Genomic DNA, 17372 nt, shown 5'->3' on the forward strand with positions numbered 1-17372 from the left:
GAAGGCCCAGCTCGCGCTGGCCGGCTCGGACATCAGCCGCGGCCAGCTGTACCTCGAGTTCGCCCGCACCCGGCTCGACGAGGCCCAGGCGGTCAAGGACCCGGCCGGCCTGAGCGCGGTCCTGGAGGACATGGACAACGAGACCCTCCAGGGCGTCCGGCTGCTGACCACCACGGCGGTGACCCGCAAGGACGCGGCGGCGCTCGACGCGATCGACACATTCGCCTCGACCCAGCACACCGCGGCCGAGAAGCTGCGCGCGTCGACCACCGGCGACGCCCGCACCCGGGCGACGAAGTCGGTGACCCTGCTGGAGGAGATCCAGCGCCGCTCGCAGGCGCTGCGCCCGCTGCTCAAGTGCGGCGCGAACGCCACGTCGGCCGCCGACAACATCGGCCCCGTCCCGAACGGCTCGGCCTGCAAGACCTCGGGCAACGGCCAGAAGAGCCAGCAGCCCGGCGCTCCCGCCCAGACCACCTCCGGCCAGACCGGTCCCGCGACCGGCGAGCGGCCCTCCCCCAGCACCGCCGGTTCCGCGACCGAGTCGGCGCCCGCCGCGTCGACCCCGAGCCCGGAGCCTTCCCCCAGCAAGTCGGAAAAATCAAGCCCCGGGCTTCTTGACTGGTTGTTCCACTAACTTGTCCGTTTGAACACTCCGCACGGACACGTCAGGGCCCGGTGTAATCCACCGGGCCCTGTTCGTATTCCGGACCGGTACCGTTGGTCCGTCGGATGAGACCGCCGGGGGACAGACACAGGGAGCAGAGGCATGCCTTTCCGACCTTCGGCGCTGCGACGCAAGCGGCCAGCGGGTCGCATCGTTGCGTCCGCGGCCGGCTGGGCGGCGGCCGAGGTGGAGGCGGCGCTGGAGGTGCCCGCCGACCCGGGCGCCGCGGCGTTCTTCGACGTCGACAACACGATGATGCAGGGCGCGTCGATCTACTACTTCGCCCGCGGCCTGGCCAAGCGCAAGTACTTCACCAGCACCGACCTACTACGGTTCGCCTATCAGCAGGCCCGCTTCCGCCTGCTGGCGTCCGAGCACGCCGGCACGGTCTCCAGCGCCAAGTCCACCGCCCTGGCGTTCATCGCCGGCTGGAAGGTCGAGGACATGGTGCGGCTCTGCGAGGAGATCTTCGACGAGCTGATGGCCGACCGCATCTGGTCCGGCACGCTCGCCCTCGCCCAGCTGCACCTCGACGCCGGCCAGCGGGTCTGGCTGGTGACCGCGGCCCCGGTCGAGCTGGGCCGGATCATCGCCGCCCGCCTGGGCCTCACCGGCGCGATCGGCACGGTGGCCGAGATCTCCGACGGCGTCTACACGGGCCGCCTGGTCGGCGACCTGATGCACGGCCCGGAGAAGGCCTCGGCGATCACCACGCTGGCCCTGACGGAGGGCCTGGACCTGAGCCGCTGCGCCGCGTACTCGGACTCGGTGAACGACACCCCCATGCTCTCGACGGTGGGCTACGCGGTGGCGGTCAACCCGGACCCGGCCCTGCGCCGCGAGGCCCGCAAGCGGGGGTGGGAGATCCGCGACTTCCGCACGGGCCGGAAGGCGGCGAGGATCGCGGTGCCGGCCGCGCTGGCTACGGGGATCGTGATCGGCGGTGTGGCCACGGCGACGGCGATGCGGAAGCGCCGCCGGCGTCCTCCGGCCCAGCCTGGTCCGACTCCGGAGAGCTGACCGGCCGCCTGCCGCCCGCCGCCGCCTGGGCGCTGCCGCCCGTCTTCCGCCGCTCGAGCGCCGCCGCTCCGCCCGCCTGCCGCCGGCGCCACCTGTCGCCCCCTACTGCCTGTCGCCGGCCGGCGCCCGCCGCCGTCCCCGGCCGCGGCCCGCCCACGGCACCCGGTCCGACCCACCAAGACGTTGGTCGATCTACCCTCAGTTCTGAAGATCAAGCTGAGGGCAGATCGACCAACGTCTGTGGAGGACGGCGCGGCGCCAGCCGCCGACGCGCGCAGCTTCGCAGCCAGACCGACAACACGATCTGCACCGAGCAACCGGCCGCCCGAACGAGCCAACACCGGGCACACGCACAGACGCCGGTCGATCTACCCTCACCGCCGAGATCAAACCGCGGGTAGATCGACCGACGTCCGTTGAGAGCCGGGTGGGGCTGGGGCATCCGACGGCGGCGGGGCAGGGCCGAGCGGGGCAAAGCAGGACGGGGCCGCGCGGGGCGGGGCAAAGCAGGACGGGGCCACGCGGGGCGGGGCAAAGCAGGACGCAGCCGGGTAGGCCAGGCGGGGCCGGGCCGGGCGGGGCCGGGCGGGGCCGGGCGGGGCCGGGCGGGGCCGGGCGGGGCCGGGCGGGGCGGGAGACGCCAGCCGCGGTCACGACGCTGCGGCCGCCGGCTGCGCGGAGCCGGCGCGGGTCAGGTGGAGAAGGCGTCCGGGCGGCGGTCCAGGAGCTTGTACAGCGTCTGCTGGATCGTCTCGCGGACCTGGTCGGACAGGTTGAAGATGACCATCGGGTCGTCGGCGGCGTCCACGTACTCGTCCGTGGGGATCGGCTCGCCGAACTCGATCAGCCACTTGCTCGGCAGCGGCACCAGGCCCAGCGGGCCGAGCCAGGGGAAGGTCGGGGTCACCGGGAAGTACGGGGCGCCGAGCAGGCGGGCCAGTGGGCGGATGTTGGCGATCATCGGGTAGATCTCCTCGGCGCCCACGATGGAGACCGGGACGATCGGGGTGCCCGTGCGCAGGGCCGCCGACACGAAGCCGCCGCGGCCGAAGCGTTGCAGCTTGTAGCGCTCGGCGAAGGGCTTGCCGATGCCCTTGAAGCCCTCCGGGAACACGCCCACGAGCTCGCCCTCCGACAGCAGGCGCTCGGCGTCGGGGTTGCAGGCCAGCGTCGCGCCCGACTTGCGGGCCAGCTCGGACACTACCGGCATGCGGAAGACCAGGTCGGCGCCCAGGAGGCGGAGGTGGCGGCGGGCCGGGGTCTCGTCGTGGACGGCCACCGAGACCATCAGCGCGTCGAGGGCCATCGTGCCGGAGTGGTTGGCCACGACGAGCGCGGCGCCCTCCTTCGGCAGGTGTTCGATGCCGAAGACCTCGGTGCGGAACCACTGCTTGTACAGCGGTCGCAGCATCGGCAGGAAGACGCCGTCGGTCAGGTGCCGGTCGAACCCGAACCCGTCGACCTCGTAGTCGCCGGTGAGCCGCTCACGCAGGAACGCGAGCGCGCCGGCGACCCGGTCGTCCCACTGGTCCGGGAGGGAAGGACCAGGGTCAGTCATTGCCAGCCTCCAACGCGGCACGGGCCGCACGGGTCCGGCGGAATCCGTCGAGCAGCGCCTGCTCGACGGAGCGAATCGTATCCGCGGGGAGGATCTCGCCCGCGCTGCGGCTGCGGACGAACTCCTCGAACGCCTCGGCGGTCGTGCGGGGGGTGAAGCGGAACGCCTTGATCAGGCGCGAGGTGTCGACGACCCGGCCGTGGACGAACAGGTCCAGCTGGTCCAGCGACACCCCGGCGCGGCCGAGGCCGGCCAGGGCGTTGAGCCCGGGCTCCAGCACCGGCATGGTGACGCGGCCCGCGCGCCGCACCGCCTGCGAGAGGGTCAGCGTGCCGGCCCCGGCCACGTTGAACGTGCCCGGATGCGACTCGACGACCGAGCGGTGCAGCACCTCGAACGCGTCGTCGACGTGCAGGAACTGCAGCCGGGGGTCGCGGCCGAAGACGGTCGGGACGACCGGCTGCGCGAAGTAGCGGGTCAGGCGCGTGTCGACCGACGAGCCGATGAACGGCGCGAACCGCAGCACCGTGGCCGGCACGTCCGGGCGACGCCGGCGGAAGCCGCGGACGTAGCCCTCGATGTCGAGCACGTCCTTGGCGAAGCCGCCGCGCGGGACCTCCCGCGGCTCGGTGTCCTCGGTGAAGATCGCGGGGTCGCGGAACGAGGCACCGTAGGCCGCCGTGGAGGAGCGCACCACCAGCTTGGTCAGCCGCGTCGCCTGCTGGCAGGCCGCGAGCAGCTGCATCGTGCCGATGACGTTGAGCTCCTTCATCGCCGCACGACCGCCCTGCTGGTCGGCCGCCGTGGCGACGGCGAGATGCGCGACCGCCTCCACGCGGGCGTCGACCATCACCCGCAGCACCCCGGGGGTGCGCAGGTCGACCTGATGGACCTCGACGCCGCCGAGCACGTCGGCCAGGTCACCGGACGGCGCCGCGCTGTCGATGCCGATCACCCGATAGATGCGGGGGTCGGCAGCGAGCCTGGCGGCCAGGTGCGCGCCGAGATAGCGGCCCACCCCGGTCACCAGAACGACCCGTGGTGCTGACGGCGTGGTCACGCGGCCCCGATCCAAAGGGAGATCCACGCGGGCCGCCCCTGGACTGGGCCGGGGCGGACCGGCGAGGCGCTACTACTTGCCGAGACGACGACGCTGGACGCGGGTCTTGCGCAGCAGCTTGCGGTGCTTCTTCTTTGCCATACGCTTGCGGCGCTTCTTGACCACCGAGCCCATGCGGGTTTCTCCTCGATACAGCGGAACGCGTGCCATCGCTGGCACGCAAAAGACATGGTTAGCGGCTCAAGGGTAGCCGCACCGCCGCTTGATCGGAAAACGACCCCGCTATGCCGTCTCACGAAACGCTTCGCGAAGGTATTGGTCGACCGCGTGCTCAGGCACCCGGAACGACCGACCGACGCGGACCGCGGTGAGGTCACCAGCGTGCACCAGGCGGTAGACAGTCATCTTGGACACCCGCATCAGGGTGGCCACCTCGGCCACGGTGAGGAACCTGACCTCGCCAAGCCGGCCTTCGGTGGTGTGTGGCGTACTCGACATCGCTACCTCCGACCAGCGTCTCGCCGTGCACCGCGGCACTCACAATCAGCGTGCTATCAGTACGGTAACGGTACTGCTGTGACTTGCGCCCTGGGTTCGTCGGAATCTTTCCTCGCCAACATCAACTGGCGGCATGGGCGCGGGCTACTCGGTCCGCAGCGCGACGACCGGGTCGAGGCGGCCCGCACGCTGGGCCGGGACGACGCCGAAGACGATCCCGACGGCGGCCGAGACGCCGAACGCGAGCGTGAGCGACCACCAGGTGATCGCCGCCGGCACCGGTGACAGAGCGGCCACGATCAGCGACGCCGTGATGCCGAGTGCCATCCCGGCAAAACCCCCCAAGGTGGTCAGCAGGACGGCCTCCAGCAGGAATTGCAGGCCGATGTCCCGCGGCCGGGCCCCGACCGCCTTGCGCAGCCCGATCTCCTTGGTCCGCTCGCGAACCGACACGAGCATGATGTTGGAGACCCCGACCCCGCCGACGAGCAGCGAGATTCCGGCGATCGCGGCCAGCACGCCGGTGAGCACGCCCAGGATGTCGCCCAGCACGCCCAGGATCTGTTCCTGCGTGACCGCGCTGAACTCGGTGCCGGGGTGCCGACGCGACAGCTCGGCGATGATCCGCGCGCCGAGGTCGTCGATCTCGTCGCGGTTCGGGGCCTTGATCGCGATGCCGTCGACGCGGTTGGTGCCGAGCAGCCGCTGGGCGGTCGTGATCGGCACGTGGACCTCGTTGTCGCGGTCGATGCCGAGGCTCTGGCCGAGCTGCTCGAACACGCCGATCACGCGGAACCGCACGCCGGCGATGGTGATCTGCTGGCCAACCGCGTCGCGGTCGGCGAACAGCGCGTGGGCCACGCTCCAGCCGAGCACGGCGACGCGCCGCTGGGTGTCGACGTCGGAGCGGCTGAGGTACGTGCCGCGGGCCAGGTGGCGCACGAACACCTGCGGCGTCGTCTCGATGACCCCGTTGATCGTGGCGAAGGTGTCGGCGGTCCCGGCGGCGACGGTCTCGCCGGACGCCACGGTGACGGCGACCCGGCTGCGGTCGCCGACGATCTTGGAGACGGCGTCGACGTCGGAGAGGTCCAGGCGGGACACGGACGGGGCCGAGCCGATGTTGACCTGCCCCGGCACGACGATGAGCAGGTTGGAGCCGAGGCCCTCCACCTGCTGCTCGATCTTCTGCTTGGTGCCGGTGCCGATCGCCACCAGTACCACCACCGCGGCGACCCCGATGATCACGCCGAGCATCGTCAGGACGCTCCGCAGGCGGTTCGCCCGAAGTGCGTCGATGGCGACCCGCCACGCCTCCGCCAGCCTCATGCGGCCTCCGATTCGCTCCGGCCACATGAGTTCACCCTGAGCCGATGGTGAGCGGTCCCTCCGCTGCGCTCCGGACCGCTCACGGGACGATCTCCCCGTCGCGCATCACGATCCGGCGGTCGGCGCGGGTGGCGACCTCGTTGTCGTGGGTGACGATCACCAGGGCCACGCCCTGCTCCTTGTTGAGGGCCTCCAGCAGGGCCAGTACCGCTTGGCCGTTCCTGGTGTCGAGGTTGCCGGTCGGCTCGTCGGCCAGCAGCACCTGCGGGTCGGTGACCAGGGCCCGGGCGATCGCCACCCGCTGCTGCTCGCCGCCGGACAGCTGGTTGGGCCGGTGGTCGAGGCGGTGGCCGAGCCCGACCCGCTCCAGCATCGCCCGGGCCTTCTTGCGCCGCTCGGCGGCCCGCGTCCCGCGGTAGACGAGCGGGAGGGCGACGTTCTCCACGGCACTGGTACGGGCGAGCAGGTGGAACGACTGGAAGACGAACCCGATCGTCTCGTTGCGCAGCCGGGCCAGCTCCTGCGGCCCGAGCCCGGCCACGTCCCGCCCGCCGATGAGCAGCCGGCCCGAGGTGGGCCGGTCGAGGCCGCCCAGCAGGTGCATGAGCGTCGACTTGCCGGAGCCCGACGGCCCGATGATCGCGACGTAGTCGCCGGCGTCGACGGTGAAGCTGACCCCGCGCAGCGCCGGCACGGTCACGCCGTCGAGCGCGTACTCCCGCGTGACGTCCTCGGCGACCAGCGCGGCGGTCATCGCGGCAGTTCCATGCCCTGCTTGACCTTGTCGGTGCCGCGGACAACCACCCGGTCGCCGTCGGAGAGCCCGCCGAGCACCTGGACCCGGTCCTGGCCCGACACGCCGACGGTGACCGGCGTCTGGACCGCCTTGCCGTCGCGGACCAGCCACACCACGTCCTTGCCGCCGACGTTGAACACCGCCGCCGCCGGGACCGTCACCGCGTCGCGGATCGAGCGCACCTGCAGGTGGGCGACCGCGTTCATGCCGGGCCGCGGGGTCGGGGCCACCCGGCCGTCGTCGTACTTCCCGGCGCCCAGCGTCAGCCGCGTGCGGTATGAGACGCCGCCCCGCGCCGAGGTGGTCGGCAGCACGTCGGCGGACTGCACGGTGGCCTCGTAGGTCGCGCCCGGGGCCGCGTCGAGCTCGACCCGCGCGGTCACCCCGGGCTGGACGAGCAGCACGTCGGTCTCGTCGATCTCGGCCAGCAGGCCGAGCTGCGAGACGTCGACGACCGTGAGGATCGCGGCACCGGCCGAGACCTGGCCGCCGACCGGGATCGCCGGGTCGATGCCCGGGCCGGCCTGCTGGGGCGCCCCGGTCGGCAGGGCACCGGAGGCGCCGGCGGCCGAGGCGCCGAGCAGCTCGGTGATCGACGGCGCCGAGCCGGCCGAGGTGCCGCCGAGCTGGACGATCCCGGCCACCGGGGCCTTCAGGGTGAGCGCGTCGACCGTCGAGCTGGCCAGGTCGTACGCGCTCTGCGCCTGCGCCCGCTGCGCCGCCGTGAGCGCGGACATCGCCTCGTTGACGCTCGCCAGCCCGCGCTGGACCGACGCGATCAGCGCCCGGGACGAGGCCGCCGCCTCCTGATACGTCTTCTCGGCGAGATCGATCTGGGTCAGCAGCACCTGCCGTACCGTCGGATCCCCCACCTTCTCGGCGGCCTTGCGGGCCTCATTGAACGCCTTCGCCGCGGCGTCATCGGTCTTCTTCTGTGTCGCCGAGAGGTTCTTGACGCCGCCGCCCCCTCCCCCGGCGCCCTTCAGCGCGTCGAGGGCCTCGCCGGCCGCCGCGAGCCGCTGCCGGGCCGCCGGCGAGTCGATCACCGCGAGCACCTGCCCGGCGGCCACGGTGTCGCCCGGCTTGACCGCGAGCGTGGCGAGCGTCCCGTCGGCGGCCGCCGTGAGCGTGGCGGCGGCGCGGGCGGTGATGGTCGCGGGGGCATCGACCACCTCGACGACGTCGGCCCGGCCCGCGCTGCCCAGCCCGATGTCGTCGTCCTCGCCGCCGCAGGAGGCGGCGGTCAGCGAGACGATGCTGAGCAGGCCGACGAAGACAGTGAGCTGGACGCGCGGGGGAACGCGATGCACGCTCGCAAGTCTAGATACGGCTCTTGATGTTCTTCACACAGTCGGCGGCGACGTTGTCCCAGCCGACGCCGAAGGCCGTCGATGCGGCCTCGTCGAGGGACACGCCCTGGCGCGCGGCGAGATCGAAGAACTGCAGCATGCGCTCCTCGCCGAACCGGTCGGCGAGCCGCTGCACCGACAGGTACGCGATGCCGTAGCGGCCGCTCACGTCGGCCGTCGACGTCCCTTCCGGCGGGTCGTCCATCGCGATCTCGTTGTTCTTCCAGTGGCCGCTGCGGACGAACGTGCGCACCTCGTTCATCGCGTCGAACGGCTTGCCGGTGCCCCGCACCCGCACGTACTCGGCGATGCCCTCCACGAGCCACCACGTGTGGTCGTAGGCGCGGTCGACGTGCGCGAGCGTCACGACGTGCGTGAACTCGTGGCGCAGCACGTCGAGGGTCTCCTTGGTGTCGACCCGGGCCGCGTTGAGCACGATCTCGGTGGCGTCGGCGGTGAGCGGCAGCGCGAAGCCGGCCACCCAGTTCTCCTGCTTCATGCCGTACCACGACGCCCACTCGTCCGGCCCGGCCAGGTAGACGACGTACCGCGACGGCGGCGGACCCCACTTGGCGTAGCGGTCGACCAGGGTGGCGGCCCGTTCCGCCGCGCTCAACGTCGACTGGAGGCGGCCGGCGTACTTCGGGGTCGTCGCCAGCACCACCCGGTCGCCGACGGCGGTGCGCAGCTCGCTGGCCTCCCACGGCCGCGGCCCGAGGTCCTGCGAGGTGCCGAAGTCGAGCAGCGTGACGGTCTTGCCGGCAACCTTCCACCGCGTGGCCGCCTGCAGGTTCATGCGCTCGCAGGTGGTGACGACGAAGCAGTACTGCACGAAGACCGTCGCCGTCGCGGTGCCGTCGGCCGCGGTGTCGACCTTGCCGACGAGCGACACATCCCAGACCTTGACCTGCAGCTGGCGCAGCGAGGCAAAGCGCTTCGAGAGGTGTTGACGCAGCTGCGGTACCGCCGGATCCACCGACGCGAGGAAACCGTCCTGGTCGCCGGCCAGCAGGCTCGTGCCCTGCTCCGACAGGGCCAGGCGGACCCGGCCCTCGAGCGTGGTCGGCGCGGGGCCCTTGGTGGCGCCAGGTGTGGCCTTCGGGCCGGTGCCGCCCGACCGGCCGGGCCCCCGCTCACCGCTGGTGACCGCGCCCTGGCCGACGAGCGTGGAAGCGCGGTCCTGCCGGGCGGTCTCGAACGCGATCGCGGCCGGCGGCGCGCCGAGCAGCACGGCCAGGGCGGCGATCAGCGCGATCCGGAGGACGCCGACCCGGGACGGCTGCGGCGGCCTCGGCGGCTGGGGCTGGGGCTGAAAGAAGAAGTCGGCGGGGCGCTGGTGCGGCAGCGGCGGGTGGCGCAGGTCTTGCGCGTATCCCGTCGCGTCCGGTCGCTCCCCTTCCATCACGCCGGACCGTACGCGACCCGGTCAAGTGATCGCGTCGCCCGTACGGACGAGAGGTGGCACTAGCCCTTCGACCGCAACGCCCTCGCGAAAAAGGCCAGGTTGGCCGGCCGCTCGGCGAGGCGCCGCATCATGTACGCATACCACTGCGTGCCGTAGGGGAGATAGACCCGGACGGTGTACCCCAGCTCGGCCAGCCGGCGCTGCTCGTCGGGGCGCACGCCGTACAGCATCTGGAACTCGAACTCGTCGGGCGTGCGGTCGAACCACTTGGCGCGGTCCTCGCCGATGGCCACCAGCCGGGGGTCGTGGGTGGCGATCATGGGGTAGCCGGTGCCGGACATCAGCACGTTGAGGCAGCGCACGTACGACTTGTCGACGTCGAGGCGGCGCTGGTAGGCGACCGACTCGGGCTCCTTGTAGGCGCCCTTGCACAGCCGCACCCGGGAGCCGCTGACCGCCAGCTCGCGGCAGTCGGCCTCGGTCCGCCGCAGGTACGACTGGACGACCGCGCCGGTGGTCGGGAAGTCGGCGCGCAGCCGGGCCAGCATCTCCAGCGTCGAGTCGGTGGTGGTGTGGTCCTCGGCGTCGAGGGTGACCGTGGTGCCCGCCTCGGTCGCCTTGGCGCAGATCGCGCGGGCGTGCTCGTAGGCGACCTTCTCGTCGAAGACCTGGCCGAGGGCCGACAGCTTCAGGCTGACCTCGGCCGCGGGGGTGAGCTCGGCGGCGTGCAGGGCGTCGAGCAGCTTGAGGTACTCGTCGCGGGTCGCTTCGGCCTGCTGGGGGTTGGTGGTGTCCTCACCCAGGAAGTCGATCGTGACCGCCAGCCCGTCGGCGACGAGGTCACGGGTGCATGCCAGGGCGTCGTCCACGTGGTCACCGGCGATGAAGCGACGCACGATGGACCGACTGACCGGGGCGGATTCAACGAGCCGCTCGACCCTGTTTGAGCGGGCGGCGGCGAGGATTGCCGATCTGAGCATGTGCCGAGCGTAAACAGATCACGCCGGCTCCGGTGACGCCTGGTCGCCAGTGTGGCATTTCTTGACTACCTTGGTCGGGTGGACTTCGACGCGTATGCGCGGACCGCCGTCGACATCGTCAACGCGCCGCTCGAAAGCATGCAAGATCTCTCCGCACTGTTCGGCGAGGACAGTTGGCAGACCGCCGAGGCGACCGAGCGCGACCTCGTCGCCCTGCGGCGCGCCCGCAAGCGGCTCCGGGAGGTGTTCGAGCACGGCTCCTCCGGCCGGGACGTCGCGGCCGTCGCCGAGCTCAACGCGCTCCTCGAGGCGTATCCGATGCAGCCGCGGATCTCCGGGCACGACACCCACGACTGGCACATGCACGTGACCGGCCGGGGCTCGTCGGTGAGCTCGGAGCTGCTGGCCGGCGCCGCGTGGGGCCTGGCCGTGTGGCTGTGCGAGCACGGCAGCGCCCGGTTCGGCGTGTGCGCCGACGAGCGCTGCGGCAACGTCTACCTGGACACGTCCTCGAACTGCTGCCGCCGGTTCTGCTCGGAGCGGTGCGCGACGCGTTCCCACGTCGCGGCCCACCGGGCCCGCAAGCGCGCCGCCGAGACGGGCGCCGCGCTGGCTCCGGCGCAGGTCGGCACGGGCGAGGCCGACCGGGCGGTCGTGTCCGCCTAAGAAGGCGAAACGGGCCACAGCGCTGCCCGGTTGGGCATATCTTGCGTGATGTGGTTCGCTTTACCGCCTCTGCGACCAGTCGGACAGGCGGGGTTGGGCGATGCGGGGACGCTTCGATCTTTGGCGCCCCCAGACACCGGGTAATGCCCCGGATCACAACGCCCTACGAAGGAGAAACAGCACCATGGCCCAGGGAACCGTGAAGTGGTTCAACGCTGAGAAGGGCTTCGGCTTCATCAGCGTGGACGGCGGAAACGACGTCTTCGTCCACTTCTCCGCGATTGTCTCGGAAGGCTACCGCAGCCTCGACGAGAACCAGCGCGTCGAATTCGAGATCAAGCAGGGCCCCAAGGGCCCCCAGGCCGAGTCCGTCCGCAAGATCTGACCCACCACGACTTGCCGCCCCCGGCGTCGCGTACGCGCCGGGGGCATTCGTCACGCCCCCGCGCGCCCCGACCGCGCGTCGATCTTGCAGTTGTGGTGCCCGGACACTCCGAGAATCGCCCGGTTTGTCAGGCACCACAACTGCAAGATCGACGCGCAGGGGGGCCGGGGTGGCGGCGGGCCGGCCGTTGCTCGCTCCCGGCGCGGCCCGTGTCGGCAGCGCCTGGGCGTGGCGCGACGCGTCACGCCACCGGGGACGGGGTGGCCAGGTGCTGGCGGGCGAACTGGAGCGACTCGGCCAGGTCGGCCTCGCGCTCGGCGCGGCTGCGCGCCTTCCGGGTGCCGACCTCGACCGCCACCGAGCCGGTGAAGCCGCGCGCGTCGAGGGACGCCAGCAGCTCGGCGCAGGGCTGGGTGCCGCGGCCGGGGACCAGGTGCTCGTCGCGGCCCTTGCCGGTGCCGTCGCCCAGGTGGACGTGGGCCAGGCTGCCGCGCATGGTGTCGGCGAGCTGGATGGCGTCGGTGCGCGATGCGGCGCAGTGGGACAGGTCGAGCGTGTAGGCGTCGAAGCCGATCAGCGTCGGATCCCAGCCCGGGGCATACGGGACGAACTCCCGGCCGACGCCCCGCAGCGGGAACATGTTCTCCACGGCGAAGCGGATCCCGGGGTACTCCCGACCGAGCCTCAGCAGGCCGGACTGGAACGTCCGGGCGTAGTCGCGCTGCCAGGCGAACGGCGGGTGGACCACGACGACGTCGGCGCCCAGCGTGTCGGCGAGCTGCGCGGCGCGGCGCAGGCGCTCCCAGGGATCGGGGCTCCACACCCGCTGGGTGACCATCAGACAAGGCGCGTGCACGGACCGCACCGGCACGCCGTAGTGCTTCGACAGCCCGAGAAGCGCCCCCGCGTCCTGGCTCACCGCGTCGGACCAGACCATGACCTCCACCCCGTCGTAGCCGACCGCGGCGGCCATCTCGAAGCCGGCGGCCGTGGGCTCGGGGAAGACGGAGGAGGTGGACAACAGGACCGGAACTTGACGACTCACAACACCAGGCTAGCCCGATCGGGGTAGCGTCTCTTGTCGATCAACTCGACTCCAGCACTTCCAGCCGGCGAAGAATCACTCCTTCGCGCAGCGCCCACGGGCAGATCTCGACCTCGTCGATGCCCAGGCTGCGCATGGTGACCTCGGCCACCACGGCGCCGGCCAGGATCTGGTGCGCGCGGCCGGGGCTGACGCCGTCGATCTCGGCCAGCGCCGCCGACGGGATCCGGCGGATGAACGACAGCACCTGGTGCAGGCCGACCCGGGTGAGCCGGCGCGGCGCGCGGGGTCCGGCGCTCGACGGCGCGGCCCCGGCAAGGCGGGCCAGCGTGCGGAAGGTCTTCGAGGTGGCGACCGGGCGGTCCCAGCCGTTGTCGGTCAGCTTGGTGACCGCCTTGGCGACTTCCGTCTCCACGTACTCGCACAGCGCCTCGACCGACGCCGCCGTCGGCGGGTCGCCGTGCAGCCGCTCGCGGGTCAGCCGGCCGACGCCGAGCGGCACCGACATCGCCACGTCGGGCTCCTCGTCGATGCCGGCGGCGAGCTCGAGCGAGCCGCCGCCGATGTCCATGACCAGCAGGCGGCCGGCCGACCAGCCGAACCAGCGGCGGACCGCCAGGAACGTCATGATGGCCTCGGCCTCACCGGAGAGCACCTGCAGGTCGACGCCGGTCTCCTCGCGCACGCGCTTGAGCACCCGCGCCGAGTTCTTCGCGTCGCGCACCGCCGACGTCGCGAACGCGAGCAGGTCGTCGGTCTCCAGCCCGGCGGCGGCGTCGCGCGCCTCGGCCACGGCCGCGATGAGGCTGTCGGCGCCGGCCTTGGTGAGCTCGCCGTTGTGGCCGATCCGCTCGGCGAGGCGCAGCTCGGCCTTCTGCGAGTGCGCCGGCCACGGATGCGCGCCGTGGTGGGCGTCGACGAGCAGCAGGTGGACCGTATTGGAGCCCACATCGAGCACACCGAGACGCATCGCCTCACCGTAGTCGCGTCGGGTTGCGGCTGTACGCGCAGGACGGCGTACGCTTTGTTGAATGGACATCCACGTCGAGGTCGAGGGTCTGGAAGACGCTGACGACCCGCGCAGCCTTGAGGTCGACCTCGACTTCCCGCGCGAGTGGCTGGAGTTCACCGACCCGGCCGACGCCGACCACCTCGTCCGAGCCGACCTGACCTGGCTGCTGTCCAACTGGACCTGTGTCTACGGCAACGGCTGCCACGGGATCGTCAAGGGCGCGCCCGAGCAGGGTTGCTGCGCCCACGGGGCGTTCTTCACCGACAACGACGACCAGAAGCGGGTGCGCGCCGCCGCCAAGAAGCTGACCCCGCAGCACTGGCAGCACTACCGCAAGGGCTTCAAGAACTACACCGAGATGGACACCATCGACGGTGAGAACCCGGCCCTGCGCACCGCCACCCGGCCGGGCGCCGGGTGCGTGTTCCAGAACGACACCGACTTCGCCGGCGGTGGCGGGTGCGCGCTGCACGGGCAGGCCCTGCGCGACGGGGTGCACCCGCTGGAGTACAAGCCCGACGTTTGCTGGCAGCTTCCGGTACGGCGGGATCAGGACTGGCGCAAGCGGGCCGACGGCACCAAGGTGCTGGTCTCCACGCTCGGCGAGTTCGACCGGCGCGGCTGGGGCGAGGGCGGCCACGACCTGCACTGGTGGTGCACGTCGTCGCCCGAGGCGCACGTCGGGGCGAAGCGGCTCTACCAGGAGTACGAGCCGGAGTTGACCGCGCTCATCGGCAAGGCGGCCTATGCGAAGCTCGCCGAGCTGTGCGCGGCGCGCGCCGAGCAGGGCATGATCGCGCCGCACCCGGCGACCGAGGCGGCCCGGCGGCTGCTCCCGATCCGCCCCGTCTGAGCCGGCTACTCGCTTTCGGCGCCGTCGGAGCCCTCGGTCGGCTGCCGCTGGCGGCGGGCCCGGGCGACCAGCGAGTAGCCCACGGCCACCAGCGACAGCCCGATCAAGATGCTCGGCAGCGACTCGGGCCAGGTCGCGGCGCCCATCGCGGTCCAGGCCGAGCTGGCGGCCAGGAGCAGGCCGACCAGCATCATGATCATTCCGGCCGGGCCGGTGTTGAAATCTCGCACCACAGCCGACGGTACGGGCAGGGTGGTGTCCGGTGTGCGACAACCGGCGAACCCGCGGCCCCGATAGGTTCGAGCCGTGAGTGAGGAAATCTTTCCGGGAGTACAGCTCGGCGAGGGTACCGTCGTGGAGCCGGGCGCCCGGATCGGCGTGCCGCCGCGGGGCAGGGAGCCGGGCGAGCTGCCCACCGTCATCGGCGCGAACAGCCGGATTCGCTCCGGCACGGTTATCTACGCCGGCACCGTGATCGGCGAGCGGTTCAACTCGGGCCACGGCGCGATGATCCGCGAGAACAACGTCATCGGTGACGGCTGCTCGGTCGGCACCAACGCCGTGCTGGAGCCGGGCAACCGGATCGGCGACGGGAGCCGGGTGCACTCGCACTGCTTCCTGGAGAACGTGACCCTCGGCCGGCGGGTCTTCCTCGGCCCCGGGGTCGTGTTCACCGACGATCCGCATCCGCCGTGCCCGCGGTACGACGAGTGCGTCGGCGGCGCGACGGTGGAGGACGACGCCTCGATCGGCGGGAACGCGACGATCCTCCCCGGTGTCCGGATCGGCGCCCGCGCGCTGGTCGGCGCCGGCTCGGTGGTCACCCGCGACGTCCCCGCCGACACGGTCGTCGCCGGCAGCCCCGCCCGGGAGAAGCGCAAGATCGACGAGCTGGTGTGCGCGCCGGGCCACTTCGCCAAGCCGTACGAGTGGCGCGCGGCACTCGACTCCTGATCCCCGGTCTTTCTCAAGTCCGTTGAGCGGGGGCCGAAGGTTGGGGCGTGACCAGCCTCCCCGCGATCAACTGTCTGGTCGACGTGGTGCTGATGGACGGCGAGACCTATCAGTCCCGCGTCGAGGACGTGACCGACCGCCGCCTGACCGTCGCCGCGCCGTACGGCATCCACGCGGCCGACATGCCCAAGATCGGCTCGTCGATGGAGCTGGCGTGGGTGGCGGGCGACCGGCGGGTGGCGGTGGACGTACGGTTGACGGCGCTGAGCCGCGAGCAGCCGCCGCGGTGGTCGCTGGAGACGGTCGGGTCGATCCGCTTGCAGACGCGCCGCAACTACGTCCGCGGCGGTGGCGGGGAGTCCGTCGAGGTGAGCTCGGGCGGAGCATCGTACGAGGGCAAGGTGATCGACCTCTCCGAGGGCGGCGTGCGGTGCCGGCTGACGGAGGACAAATTCGACCGCGATGACCGGGTCGAGGTGCGGATCGCACTGGAGAACGAGACGATCCCCTTGCGGGGGACGGTCCTGTTCGTGCGGCGCGACTACGAGAACGCCACGTTCGACGTCATCATCACGTACGAGACGACGGAGCTGGTGGGGCGCGCCATCCGCGGCTACGTCCTGCGCCGCGAGATGGAAGAGCGCCGCCGCACCCGCGAGTCGGTAGCGAACGCCGGCTGACGCACCGCGCCCAGCCCCGCCCCCGCTCCCCCCGGCGCCGCCCGGCGCCGCCCGGCGCCGCCCGGCCGCGTGCGGCGCCGCCCCAAAGCCTCCGCGATCTTGGAGTTGGGTCCCGACTATATGCCGCTAAGTCCGGCATTTCTGGGACCACAAGTCCAAGATCACGGGCGGGATCAGGCGCGGGGCGAGCGCGCGGGGCGACCTGGACGGCGCGCGGAAAGCGCGCGGAGACCTGGACGGCGTGCGCGTGGAGAGCGCGTGGCGCGCAACGAAAGCGCGCCGCGATCACAGACGGCGCGCAACGGGCGCGTGGCGCGCAACGAGGACGCACTGCGATCGCGGACGGCGCACAAACGGACGGGCGCGCGACGGCCGGCGCCGTAACAGGGCGCCGACCAGGGGCGTGCTGAGGAACTCCTACGGCTCGAACTTGTAGCCCAGGCCGCGGACCGTCACGATGAAGCGCGGCGCGGAGGGCTCGGGCTCGATCTTGGAGCGGAGGCGCTTCACGTGTACGTCCAGGGTCTTCGTGTCGCCGACGTAGTCGGCGCCCCAGACGCGGTCGATCAGCTGGCCGCGCGTCAGGACCCGGCCGGCGTTGCGCAGCAGGAGCTCCAGCAGCTCGAACTCCTTCAGCGGCAGCTGGACAACGTCGCCGGCCACCGTCACCACGTGGCGGTCGACGTCCATGCGGACCGGGCCGGCCGACAGGGTCGGCGGGGCCAGCTCGCCCACCGCGTCCACCTGGCGGCGGAGCACGGCGCGGATTCGGGCGACCAGCTCGCGCGGCGAGTAGGGCTTGGTGACGTAGTCGTCGGCGCCGATCTCCAGGCCGACCACCTTGTCGATCTCGCTGTCCCGCGCCGTGATCATGATGATCGGCACGTTGGACTTCTGCCGCATCTGCCGGCACACCTCGGTGCCCGACATCTCGGGGAGCATCAGGTCGAGCAGGACGATGTCCGCGCCGGTGCGGTCGAACTCGGTCAGGGCCTCGGTGCCGGTCGCGGCGATGGAGACCTCGAAGCCCTCGCGACGGAGCATGTACGACAACGGGTCGGAAATCGACTCTTCGTCCTCGACCACGAGTACGCGCGCCAACGTGCTGTCCTTTC

Annotated in this window: 18 protein-coding genes and 2 pseudogenes; 7 read left to right on the plus strand and 13 right to left on the minus strand. The window is 71.9% G+C overall.

Features of this window, described 5'->3' with window-relative positions:
* Both IEZ31_RS57285 and IEZ31_RS42305 read left to right on the plus strand, forming a co-directional pair.
* Nucleotides 1–637: pseudogene (locus IEZ31_RS57285) on the plus strand (DUF5667 domain-containing protein); the annotation flags it as partial.
* A 132-nt stretch (nt 638–769) separates the two neighbouring features.
* Nucleotides 770–1687: an HAD family hydrolase gene (locus tag IEZ31_RS42305; protein ID WP_190255775.1), complete on the plus strand. Its 918-nt coding sequence runs from the start codon at nt 770–772 to the stop codon at nt 1685–1687.
* A gap of 691 nt (nt 1688–2378) precedes the next feature.
* Here IEZ31_RS42305 and IEZ31_RS42310 read toward each other — a convergent pair.
* From IEZ31_RS42310 to IEZ31_RS42350, 9 genes and pseudogenes are all read right to left on the minus strand, one after another.
* Nucleotides 2379–3245 (minus strand): lysophospholipid acyltransferase family protein, encoded by an 867-nt coding sequence (locus IEZ31_RS42310; protein WP_190255776.1) that lies wholly within the window; start codon nt 3243–3245, stop codon nt 2379–2381.
* The gene (locus IEZ31_RS42315) at nt 3238–4305 is read right to left on the minus strand and encodes an NAD-dependent epimerase/dehydratase family protein (protein WP_190255777.1); all 1068 of its coding nucleotides are present in this window, start codon (nt 4303–4305) and stop codon (nt 3238–3240) included. Before IEZ31_RS42315 ends, IEZ31_RS42310 begins: the two co-directional genes overlap by 8 nt.
* A gap of 72 nt (nt 4306–4377) precedes the next feature.
* Nucleotides 4378–4479 (minus strand): 30S ribosomal protein bS22, encoded by a 102-nt coding sequence (locus IEZ31_RS42320; protein ID WP_007465623.1) that lies wholly within the window; start codon nt 4477–4479, stop codon nt 4378–4380.
* 108 nt (nt 4480–4587) lie between these two features.
* Nucleotides 4588–4803, minus strand: a complete 216-nt coding sequence (locus IEZ31_RS42325) for a helix-turn-helix domain-containing protein (RefSeq protein WP_190255778.1) — start codon at nt 4801–4803, stop codon at nt 4588–4590.
* Between the two features lie 144 nt (nt 4804–4947).
* The gene (locus IEZ31_RS42330) at nt 4948–6132 is read right to left on the minus strand and encodes an ABC transporter permease (RefSeq protein WP_190255779.1); all 1185 of its coding nucleotides are present in this window, start codon (nt 6130–6132) and stop codon (nt 4948–4950) included.
* 85 nt (nt 6133–6217) lie between these two features.
* Nucleotides 6218–6886 (minus strand): annotated as a pseudogene (locus tag IEZ31_RS42335) (ABC transporter ATP-binding protein); the annotation flags it as partial.
* A complete protein-coding gene (locus tag IEZ31_RS42340; RefSeq protein ID WP_190255781.1) occupies nt 6883–8238 on the minus strand; it encodes an efflux RND transporter periplasmic adaptor subunit in 1356 nt (451 codons plus the stop codon). The gene IEZ31_RS42340 and the pseudogene IEZ31_RS42335, both read right to left, overlap by 4 nt.
* A 10-nt stretch (nt 8239–8248) precedes the next feature.
* Complete coding sequence (locus tag IEZ31_RS42345; RefSeq protein WP_190255782.1) at nt 8249–9679, minus strand: basic secretory protein-like protein; 1431 nt, start codon at nt 9677–9679, stop codon at nt 8249–8251.
* A gap of 62 nt (nt 9680–9741) precedes the next feature.
* Entirely contained in the window at nt 9742–10662 is a 921-nt protein-coding gene (locus IEZ31_RS42350) for a proline dehydrogenase family protein (protein WP_190255783.1), read from the minus strand.
* 78 nt (nt 10663–10740) lie between these two features.
* Between IEZ31_RS42350 and IEZ31_RS42355 the strand changes: the two genes are divergently transcribed.
* Complete coding sequence (locus IEZ31_RS42355; protein ID WP_190255784.1) at nt 10741–11328, plus strand: CGNR zinc finger domain-containing protein; 588 nt, start codon at nt 10741–10743, stop codon at nt 11326–11328.
* 184 nt (nt 11329–11512) lie between these two features.
* Nucleotides 11513–11713 carry a cold-shock protein gene (locus IEZ31_RS42360; protein WP_190255785.1) on the plus strand — a complete coding sequence of 67 codons (201 nt, stop codon included), beginning with the start codon at nt 11513–11515 and terminating at the stop codon, nt 11711–11713.
* 241 nt (nt 11714–11954) lie between these two features.
* On the opposite strand, the gene IEZ31_RS42365 is transcribed toward IEZ31_RS42360, so the two are convergent.
* A complete protein-coding gene (locus tag IEZ31_RS42365; protein ID WP_190255786.1) occupies nt 11955–12758 on the minus strand; it encodes a sugar phosphate isomerase/epimerase family protein in 804 nt (267 codons plus the stop codon).
* A gap of 40 nt (nt 12759–12798) precedes the next feature.
* The gene (locus IEZ31_RS42370; RefSeq protein WP_190255787.1) at nt 12799–13728 is read right to left on the minus strand and encodes a Ppx/GppA phosphatase family protein; all 930 of its coding nucleotides are present in this window, start codon (nt 13726–13728) and stop codon (nt 12799–12801) included.
* A gap of 61 nt (nt 13729–13789) precedes the next feature.
* Between IEZ31_RS42370 and IEZ31_RS42375 the strand changes: the two genes are divergently transcribed.
* A complete protein-coding gene (locus IEZ31_RS42375; RefSeq protein WP_190255788.1) occupies nt 13790–14623 on the plus strand; it encodes a DUF3109 family protein in 834 nt (277 codons plus the stop codon).
* A 5-nt stretch (nt 14624–14628) separates the two neighbouring features.
* On the opposite strand, the gene IEZ31_RS42380 is transcribed toward IEZ31_RS42375, so the two are convergent.
* Complete coding sequence (locus IEZ31_RS42380) at nt 14629–14853, minus strand: hypothetical protein (RefSeq protein ID WP_190255789.1); 225 nt, start codon at nt 14851–14853, stop codon at nt 14629–14631.
* Nucleotides 14854–14929: 76 nt separating this feature from the next.
* Between IEZ31_RS42380 and IEZ31_RS42385 the strand changes: the two genes are divergently transcribed.
* Together IEZ31_RS42385 and IEZ31_RS42390 are read left to right on the plus strand one after the other, a co-directional pair.
* Nucleotides 14930–15577, plus strand: coding sequence for an acyltransferase (locus IEZ31_RS42385; RefSeq protein ID WP_190255790.1), 648 nt, complete (start codon nt 14930–14932; stop codon nt 15575–15577).
* A gap of 47 nt (nt 15578–15624) precedes the next feature.
* Nucleotides 15625–16257 (plus strand): PilZ domain-containing protein, encoded by a 633-nt coding sequence (locus tag IEZ31_RS42390; RefSeq protein WP_190255791.1) that lies wholly within the window; start codon nt 15625–15627, stop codon nt 16255–16257.
* A 417-nt stretch (nt 16258–16674) separates the two neighbouring features.
* Here the strand turns inward: IEZ31_RS42390 and IEZ31_RS42395 are convergent, their stop codons facing one another.
* Entirely contained in the window at nt 16675–17358 is a 684-nt protein-coding gene (locus IEZ31_RS42395) for a response regulator (RefSeq protein WP_190255792.1), read from the minus strand.
* Nucleotides 17359–17372: the final 14 nt, after the last annotated feature.

It is taken from the genome of Dactylosporangium sucinum (genome assembly GCF_014647515.1).
Lineage (GTDB): Bacteria > Actinomycetota > Actinomycetes > Mycobacteriales > Micromonosporaceae > Dactylosporangium > Dactylosporangium sucinum.

What these genes read in the sequence shown, in the direction of transcription:
- IEZ31_RS42305 (WP_190255775.1), top strand. Translation starts at nt 770, where the DNA reads ATGCCTTTCCGACCTTCGGCGCTGCGACGCAAGCGGCCAGCGGGTCGC.
- IEZ31_RS42310 (WP_190255776.1), bottom strand. Translation starts at nt 3,245, where the DNA reads ATGACTGACCCTGGTCCTTCCCTCCCGGACCAGTGGGACGACCGGGTC.
- IEZ31_RS42320 (WP_007465623.1), bottom strand. Translation starts at nt 4,479, where the DNA reads ATGGGCTCGGTGGTCAAGAAGCGCCGCAAGCGTATGGCAAAGAAGAAG.
- IEZ31_RS42325 (WP_190255778.1), bottom strand. Translation starts at nt 4,803, where the DNA reads ATGTCGAGTACGCCACACACCACCGAAGGCCGGCTTGGCGAGGTCAGG.
- IEZ31_RS42330 (WP_190255779.1), bottom strand. Translation starts at nt 6,132, where the DNA reads ATGAGGCTGGCGGAGGCGTGGCGGGTCGCCATCGACGCACTTCGGGCG.
- IEZ31_RS42345 (WP_190255782.1), bottom strand. Translation starts at nt 9,679, where the DNA reads ATGGAAGGGGAGCGACCGGACGCGACGGGATACGCGCAAGACCTGCGC.
- IEZ31_RS42350 (WP_190255783.1), bottom strand. Translation starts at nt 10,662, where the DNA reads ATGCTCAGATCGGCAATCCTCGCCGCCGCCCGCTCAAACAGGGTCGAG.
- IEZ31_RS42360 (WP_190255785.1), top strand. Translation starts at nt 11,513, where the DNA reads ATGGCCCAGGGAACCGTGAAGTGGTTCAACGCTGAGAAGGGCTTCGGC.
- IEZ31_RS42370 (WP_190255787.1), bottom strand. Translation starts at nt 13,728, where the DNA reads ATGCGTCTCGGTGTGCTCGATGTGGGCTCCAATACGGTCCACCTGCTG.
- IEZ31_RS42375 (WP_190255788.1), top strand. Translation starts at nt 13,790, where the DNA reads ATGGACATCCACGTCGAGGTCGAGGGTCTGGAAGACGCTGACGACCCG.